General features: G+C 62.2%; 10 protein-coding genes. 2 read left to right on the top strand and 8 right to left on the bottom strand.

What is annotated here, in order from left to right:
- Nucleotides 1-239: 239 nt before the first annotated feature.
- Both WFP78_RS23200 and WFP78_RS23195 read right to left on the bottom strand, forming a co-directional pair.
- Nucleotides 240-524: a hypothetical protein gene (locus WFP78_RS23200; protein ID WP_015460590.1), complete on the bottom strand. Its 285-nt coding sequence runs from the start codon at nucleotides 522-524 to the stop codon at nucleotides 240-242.
- 11 nt (nucleotides 525-535) lie between these two features.
- Nucleotides 536-1,231, bottom strand: coding sequence for a hypothetical protein (locus WFP78_RS23195; protein WP_336966875.1), 696 nt, complete (start codon nucleotides 1,229-1,231; stop codon nucleotides 536-538).
- A 313-nt stretch (nucleotides 1,232-1,544) separates the two neighbouring features.
- Here WFP78_RS23195 and WFP78_RS23190 point away from each other — a divergent pair, with 313 nt between their 5' ends.
- Nucleotides 1,545-2,216, top strand: a complete 672-nt coding sequence (locus WFP78_RS23190; protein WP_336966874.1) for a type IV toxin-antitoxin system AbiEi family antitoxin domain-containing protein — start codon at nucleotides 1,545-1,547, stop codon at nucleotides 2,214-2,216.
- Nucleotides 2,209-3,081 (top strand): nucleotidyl transferase AbiEii/AbiGii toxin family protein, encoded by an 873-nt coding sequence (locus WFP78_RS23185; protein WP_336966873.1) that lies wholly within the window; start codon nucleotides 2,209-2,211, stop codon nucleotides 3,079-3,081. The genes WFP78_RS23190 and WFP78_RS23185 overlap by 8 nt, the downstream gene beginning before the upstream one ends.
- 139 nt (nucleotides 3,082-3,220) lie before the next feature.
- Here the strand turns inward: WFP78_RS23185 and WFP78_RS23180 are convergent, their stop codons facing one another.
- The 6 genes from WFP78_RS23180 to WFP78_RS23155 all read right to left on the bottom strand — a co-directional run bounded on the left by WFP78_RS23180 (nucleotide 3,221) and on the right by WFP78_RS23155 (nucleotide 5,797).
- Nucleotides 3,221-3,526, bottom strand: a complete 306-nt coding sequence (locus WFP78_RS23180; protein WP_336966872.1) for a DUF7673 family protein — start codon at nucleotides 3,524-3,526, stop codon at nucleotides 3,221-3,223.
- A gap of 4 nt (nucleotides 3,527-3,530) precedes the next feature.
- Nucleotides 3,531-3,920: a DUF6915 family protein gene (locus WFP78_RS23175; protein WP_015460585.1), complete on the bottom strand. Its 390-nt coding sequence runs from the start codon at nucleotides 3,918-3,920 to the stop codon at nucleotides 3,531-3,533.
- A gap of 3 nt (nucleotides 3,921-3,923) precedes the next feature.
- Complete coding sequence (locus tag WFP78_RS23170) at nucleotides 3,924-4,397, bottom strand: DUF6878 family protein (RefSeq protein ID WP_015460584.1); 474 nt, start codon at nucleotides 4,395-4,397, stop codon at nucleotides 3,924-3,926.
- Nucleotides 4,394-4,912 carry a hypothetical protein gene (locus WFP78_RS23165; RefSeq protein WP_336966870.1) on the bottom strand — a complete coding sequence of 173 codons (519 nt, stop codon included), beginning with the start codon at nucleotides 4,910-4,912 and terminating at the stop codon, nucleotides 4,394-4,396. Before WFP78_RS23165 ends, WFP78_RS23170 begins: the two co-directional genes overlap by 4 nt.
- A 208-nt stretch (nucleotides 4,913-5,120) precedes the next feature.
- Nucleotides 5,121-5,519, bottom strand: coding sequence for a type II toxin-antitoxin system VapC family toxin (locus WFP78_RS23160; protein ID WP_197672744.1), 399 nt, complete (start codon nucleotides 5,517-5,519; stop codon nucleotides 5,121-5,123).
- Nucleotides 5,520-5,530: 11 nt separating this feature from the next.
- Nucleotides 5,531-5,797 (bottom strand): antitoxin, encoded by a 267-nt coding sequence (locus tag WFP78_RS23155; RefSeq protein WP_020818770.1) that lies wholly within the window; start codon nucleotides 5,795-5,797, stop codon nucleotides 5,531-5,533.
- Between the last annotated feature and the right edge of the window lie 276 nt (nucleotides 5,798-6,073).

The following is a 6,073-nucleotide window of genomic DNA, read 5'->3' as shown; positions in this document are numbered from 1 at the left end:
ATCGATCCGAACAGCCCCCGCCTGGTCCCGGCCTGATCAACCCCACCCCCGACGCCAATCGTCGGGCAGCAGATCAGACGCAGGAGATGATCGGCCATCGCGAAACGCTCGCGCGTCAGGCCGCTGGCTTTGGCGAGTTGGCTCCAGGATGCCGGAATTCGACTGGGCTTCTTCCGTGCGCAGCTATTCCGCAGGACCGCAACCTGGGATGGTGGCCCGTCAACGGCGGACAGTCGCGTTCAGGCGTAGTGCGGCCGGACCTCGGGAAAGGCCGGGGGCGCCGTCCATTCGAAGACGATGGCAGTATAACGGCCGCCATCATAAAGGACGGAATCGACGCGGCGACGATGACGCTGTAGCCGTTCGAGCAGGCGGTTGGCTCGGTCAGCCAACTGGATGGCCCGCGCTTCGGTCGGCGCCAGCGCGAGAAGGCGGGCCAACTCGCCGGTGTCGTACCACCAGCCACCCTCTTCTGCTCCACCATAGGCGCGGTCGATCTCATAAAGAGCGATGATGTAGCGCATGTGCGGCTCCTTCAGTTGAGTGGGGCCGGGAGCGCCAGCCATTCGGGCTGGTCGTCGGCAATGGGCGGATCGAAGTTCGCGGCCTCGGCCTCGGAAAACACCGTGGCGCCAGCAAGCGAGCCGAAGCCCGAATGGCTGTTCCAGAAGAGCAGGCCGGCCTCGGCGTCGCGCGTGACAAGGACGTATCCGTCGACACCTTCGTGGTGACCGCGCGCGATAGCGCGATCGAGGAGCCGGGACGAACCTGCGAACTCGAGCCCGTCTTCGCGGATGACGACATAGCCGCCGCCGAACTCACCAGGACGCAGGCGATCGCAATCGAGCGCATATTCGAAGCCAAACGGCAGAGCCGATCTCGCGGCGACCTGGATCAGCAGCGCGGCGGTTTCGACATCGACCTGGTCGCCGTAGAACCAGACCTTGCAACGGCCTGACCCATCGGACGGATCGACCTGCAGCGAGAAGCCGAGGCGTGGATAATCGGGATCGCTGAAGATCGCGCGAAATCCACCGAAGGGATCGGCCTCGATCGACGGGAAGCACGACGTGAAGGATTCGCCGAGCGCGGCATAAGCTGCGGCAAGTTCATCCTGCTCGAAACCAGAATCATCGAGAATTCCTGTAGCATCTTCGATCTGGCGCAGGACTTCTGCCTCGGCCTCGGTAACGGTGAGAACAAAGCTCGCTTTGACGAAATGGTTGGCCATGTTCGCTCCTCACGAAAAAATAGGTTCGGGACGGCCAGGTCTCCGGCCTCGGAGACATGTCCTGCCCCTTCCCCCTTCCCTGCTCCTCTTTGCGTGCGCGAAGCGCAGATGCGGCGAGGCGCGCGGAGGAGAGCCTCGGTCTCGGTCAGTGGCTTACAGAAGGCGTGGGCACCGTCAGCGAGTCCAAGCGTATCGCCGACACCAGCACGTCGGGAGACAAGGCCTGCGGCGCGCCGGGGAAGGTTTTGCTCATTCTGGCCGCTCATCCGATAATTTCTGGAAACTTTCACAATTTGGAAGTATGAGGAAATTCATGTCATCCTTGGCACAGCAGATCACGGCAGCAGGGCTGGCCGACCATATCCTGAGCGAACGCCAGCTTGGGCGGTTGCTGGGCGGCGGGGATGCGCGGCGCTACGGCCTCGTAAACCGTGCCCTCAAGGATGGCTCCCTGCTTCGGGTGAAACGCGGTACGTATCTTTTGGGACAAGGCTATCGCAGCCAAACCGTACATCCCTTCGCCATTGCCCAGAGTCTCGTACCAGGCAGTTATATCTCGCTCGAAAGCGCGCTGACCTGGCATGGCTGGATTCCCGAAGCGGTTTTCACCACCGCCAGCGTGACACCGGGACGCAAAACGCTGCACTTCGACACGCCGGACTTCGGAGCGTTCAGCTTCCACCCTCTCGCCATTGCCGATTATCGGTTCCTGACCGGCGTTGATCGGGTCCAGATGGGCAAACTCACCGCCTTCGTCGCCCAGCCTTTGCGGGCGCTGATGGACCTGGTTGCCCTGCGCAAGGAACAATGGAGCGGGATCGAATGGCTGACCCATGGCATGCGGATCGACCCGGACAGGCTCGTCTCGCTTCGACGAAAGGATTTCGCCAAGCTCAGATCCACCTACAAGCACAAGGCCGTGAACGCCTTTCTCGCCGCGCTCGAATACGCCGTCATGGCCCGAAAGGCTTCCAATCATGATTGACATCATCCAGGAAAAGCTGCGCAGCTACGATGCGGCCAACGCCCTCGAAGAGGAAAATGCCGTCAAGGAAATCCTCCAGGAGATCGCGCTTTATGCCCTGTGGCGCGGCGATTTCTTCGATGTCGCCCTGTTTCAGGGAGGCACCTCGCTGCGTATCCTTCATGGCCTGCCGCGTTTTTCAGAAGACCTCGATTTCCTCCTCCGCGCGCCCGATCCGGATTTCGATTGGTCGCCTTATCTCACGGTTCTGGTCGACGTGTTCGGCCAGTTCGGCCTGAAGCTCGACGCGCGGCCCAAGGCGAAAATGGACAGCGCGATCCGCCAGGCGCTCCTCAAGAATGATTCGATCGCCAGCCAACTCGACCTTATCTTTGCCGGGACAGGCAAGCCCCGGACGATCCGCATCAAGTTGGAAATCGACGTCAATCCCCCCGCCGACTCCGGCGAAGATGCGACCTATCTCGATTTTCCGGCCGACTATGAAGTGCGACATCAGGATCTGCCGTCCAACTTCGCGCTCAAGATCCATGCGCTGCTCTGCCGGGGCTTCCTCAAAGGCAGGGACTGGTACGATTTCTCCTGGTATGTCGCAAAGGGAACTGCCCCCAATCTGCCGCTCCTGCGCGCGGCGCTGATTCAAGCCGGACCGTGGGCCGGTGACGAGAGCATTGCCGTCAATATGCCCTGGCTGAAGGACGCGCTGGGCAGCACGATCGCCAGTCTCGACTGGAAAGCGGCAGCCGAAGATGTGCGCCGCTTCCTGCGTCCGGCTGAACTCAAATCGATCGACCTGTGGAGCGAGCGCTTCTTCATGGCGAAGCTGGACCGGCTGGTTCCGCCCCCCGAACAGAATGCGAATGCATGATTGCCCGTCGCCAGGGCAAGCGCTCGACGCCTGACTCAAGACCTATGGAACCGTGCGCGATGGCAACTCGGGTCATCTCCTGCCCGAGCAACAGCAGGAGATCGATAACGAGCGGGTTGCTCTGCACGTTGGAAAACTTCTAGTCGCCGAAATCCCGCCAGCGGCCGACCAGTTCGATCATCTCGGCCTTGCAGCCGAAGGCATCCGGATAGATCGCGCCTTCATGTTGACCGAGGAAACCGACGATCGTCGTGATGTGGGTCGCGATCGTCGCGTCGACGCCGAACAGATCGGCGATAGGGAAGTGCCCGCAATCCTCGCCGTTCCACCAGGCCAGAAGGAAGTTTGCGACCTGGCGTGATTGGCCGGTGTCGGATCGGGCAATTGCGATGAGACGATCGAGGGCGTTGTCTGCGGCGGCCTTGCTGAAGGGTCCCTGATCCATGAGATCAGGCTACAGCAGCGTTGGGTGCGGGTGAACCGGAAATAGCAGGATCCAGCCCCGGCGAGCCGGCGGGATTGCCGCGCAACATCCAGGGCATCGGCTGGATGAGCCGTGCCCAGTCGGCGAAAGACGGAATGCGCCCCAGATCTTCGGTGACGTGCGCCTCCCCGATCAGACGCACCGGCACCTGACGTCCGTCGCTGTTGCGAACGGTCACGCCAAAAATCGTCTCGAGCAGGAAAATCCCCTCGGCATGGTGCCTGAGCGCCCGGTGGCGCGGATCAGCGATGATCTTCTTGGATTCATCGAACCATTGATGAAGGGCGATATAGTCGCCCGGCACGCCGCCCCAGCGGCGCGCCGAGCTGAGCGCATGAAAATAGCAGTGAGACATGGATCACAGCTCCGTCTCGGTGGTGTCGTAGTCGATGAACCGGGCATTATGCGTGATGGTCACGCCTCCCGAGGCGACATCGATGACGATCTCTCCGTAGGCGCCCTCGCCATTTTCCCAGCCACCATGATGGTCGCAGACGGCATTTTCAGCAAAAGACGACAGGGCGTCCTCCAGTTGCAATGCGGAACTGCGAACGTTTCCACCATAGTCGACGGCGTAATGGTCGCACAGCACCGAAGGCAATTCCCGGACAGACTGGCCGCCATAGGCGGTGACATCGCCCATCATGCCTTCATCACCGCCACCATCATAGCTGATGTCGACGCGTGTGATACCATGCTCCCGCAGGATAGGCAGGAACGCGCTCTTGCAGCGCGCTTCGACACGCCGGACGGCGGCGGCATGCTCTGCGATCTCGGCCTCGATACGAGCCTGAATGGCGGCCTGGTCGGAGGTAAGTTGCGTCGGTATCATACTGGTGTCTCCTCAAGCGAGCGGTTCGCGGCCTCGGCGCAGCGGGGGTAGGCGGCGGCGAGATTGCGATGAAGGATCTCGAAGTCGGGAATGGGGAACCGTCCCAACGGGTCGGGCCGCGTCGCGAGCAACGCACCCATGACGATGTCGTCGATACGGTCCCGGTCGACCGCGGGGGCACGGCCGTCGTCGTAGCGGACCGGCGGCGCGAAACCGGCTTCGACCCAGCTGGCGAGACCGTCCTGGGCGGCCTCGACATAGGCCGCGACCGAGGGATCGCGACGATAAGCGCCCGCATCGACCTTGAGACCGAGCGTGCGATAGATGCCGAAGTCGTGCCGGTTGGTGATAAAGTCGAGGGCACACCCGTCCGGGGGCGGGCCGAAGCGGGCGATGACGGCGGCCCGATAGGCGGCGACCTCAAGCCGGTTGAGGCGCTCGAAGTCGGGGGTGTGGCCGAGCTGCGCGCAATCCTCGTGTCCGGGCGCGCCGCCGAGGTCGATGATGTCGGACATGGCCTTCTCCTGTTGCGTGAACACAAAGGCACACCCCCCTCCTCTCTTCGGCCATGAGGCCAGTGGATGGCAAAGGACCCCCGATCCGCTATGGAGCCGAAGGTCATCTCAAGGGTTAGGGTCGATCGCGAAGCGTGTGGCGGCGGCCCGCCGCTGGAGCGAGCCGATGCGCTAGACGAAAGCCATGCGGTGATTGCCCGGCATCCGGTCAATGAAGGTCGGCGATCCAGTTCTCGACTTTGAGTGCGCGTATCCGCGAGAAGTCTGTGATATTCGCGGTCACCAGCACCGCTTCCAGGGCATAGGCATGGGCAGCGATGAACCAGTCATTTGGCCCGATAGGCTTGCCGGCTGCTTCCAGCTCTGCGCGAATACCGGCATATTCAGTGTCGGCGGGGACATCGAGGGCAAGGATCTGGAGGCTGTCCAGAATGGCCTCGATCTGCGCCAACAGCCGCGGCGAACCCGCTCTGGCGCAGCCGTAGCGGAGTTCCGCCGCGGTGATGATGCTGACACAGATCGCATCCGGGCCCACTTCGGCGATGCGTGCGGCAACCGATCCTTGCGGATTGCGGGCAAGCTCGGAGACGGTATTGGTGTCGAGCATATAGAGCCCGCTCACAGGTCGATGGCCTTTATCGGGAGCAATGTGTCCTCGACATCGGGAAACTGATCATCGGGCCCGAGCGGCTGCAGGGATGCGAGGACTTCCAGAAGATTCTTGCGGCGTACCGGTTCGATAATGAGGCGGTCGCCATCGCGATGGATCATCACGCGGTCACCCGGAAGTTCGAAATCGGCAGGGATGCGCAGAGCCTGACTCTTGTTGTTCCGGAACAGTTTGGCTTCTCGTGGAGGGACGGAAACTGCTTTTTTCCGGGCCATATCGACCTCCCTTGCATATGCATGAACATATGCATTGTACTGGGGAAATGTCAAGATTGTAGCCCATGCCGGGTGTTGCCGTACCAGTCACCGGAGCCGAGCGTGATGCGGCCCTCTGTCATGGAGAAATGCAAGAGGCCCCCGCTCCGCGATGGAAGCGAGGGCCTCTTGAAGCAACGACTGGACGGTGCTCAGCTTGCAAAGGCGTGCTCTGCCGACGACTGGCCGAGGCCGGCCTCGGCGCCCTGGGCCGGCGCGCCGGCGGTCTCGCCTTCG

The organism is Sphingobium aquiterrae (assembly GCF_037154135.1).
Taxonomy (GTDB): Bacteria; Pseudomonadota; Alphaproteobacteria; order Sphingomonadales; family Sphingomonadaceae; genus Sphingobium; species Sphingobium aquiterrae.
This window is presented reverse-complemented; position numbering and strand designations above follow the sequence as displayed.

Bases quoted from the DNA above. Each gene is read 5' to 3' on its own strand.
- WFP78_RS23155 (WP_020818770.1), bottom strand. From the start codon at position 5,797: ATGGCCCGGAAAAAAGCAGTTTCCGTCCCTCCACGAGAAGCCAAACTG.
- WFP78_RS23190 (WP_336966874.1), top strand. From the start codon at position 1,545: ATGTCATCCTTGGCACAGCAGATCACGGCAGCAGGGCTGGCCGACCAT.
- WFP78_RS23200 (WP_015460590.1), bottom strand. From the start codon at position 524: ATGCGCTACATCATCGCTCTTTATGAGATCGACCGCGCCTATGGTGGA.
- WFP78_RS23170 (WP_015460584.1), bottom strand. From the start codon at position 4,397: ATGATACCGACGCAACTTACCTCCGACCAGGCCGCCATTCAGGCTCGT.
- WFP78_RS23175 (WP_015460585.1), bottom strand. From the start codon at position 3,920: ATGTCTCACTGCTATTTTCATGCGCTCAGCTCGGCGCGCCGCTGGGGC.
- WFP78_RS23195 (WP_336966875.1), bottom strand. From the start codon at position 1,231: ATGGCCAACCATTTCGTCAAAGCGAGCTTTGTTCTCACCGTTACCGAG.
- WFP78_RS23160 (WP_197672744.1), bottom strand. From the start codon at position 5,519: ATGCTCGACACCAATACCGTCTCCGAGCTTGCCCGCAATCCGCAAGGA.
- WFP78_RS23165 (WP_336966870.1), bottom strand. From the start codon at position 4,912: ATGTCCGACATCATCGACCTCGGCGGCGCGCCCGGACACGAGGATTGC.
- WFP78_RS23185 (WP_336966873.1), top strand. From the start codon at position 2,209: ATGATTGACATCATCCAGGAAAAGCTGCGCAGCTACGATGCGGCCAAC.
- WFP78_RS23180 (WP_336966872.1), bottom strand. From the start codon at position 3,526: ATGGATCAGGGACCCTTCAGCAAGGCCGCCGCAGACAACGCCCTCGAT.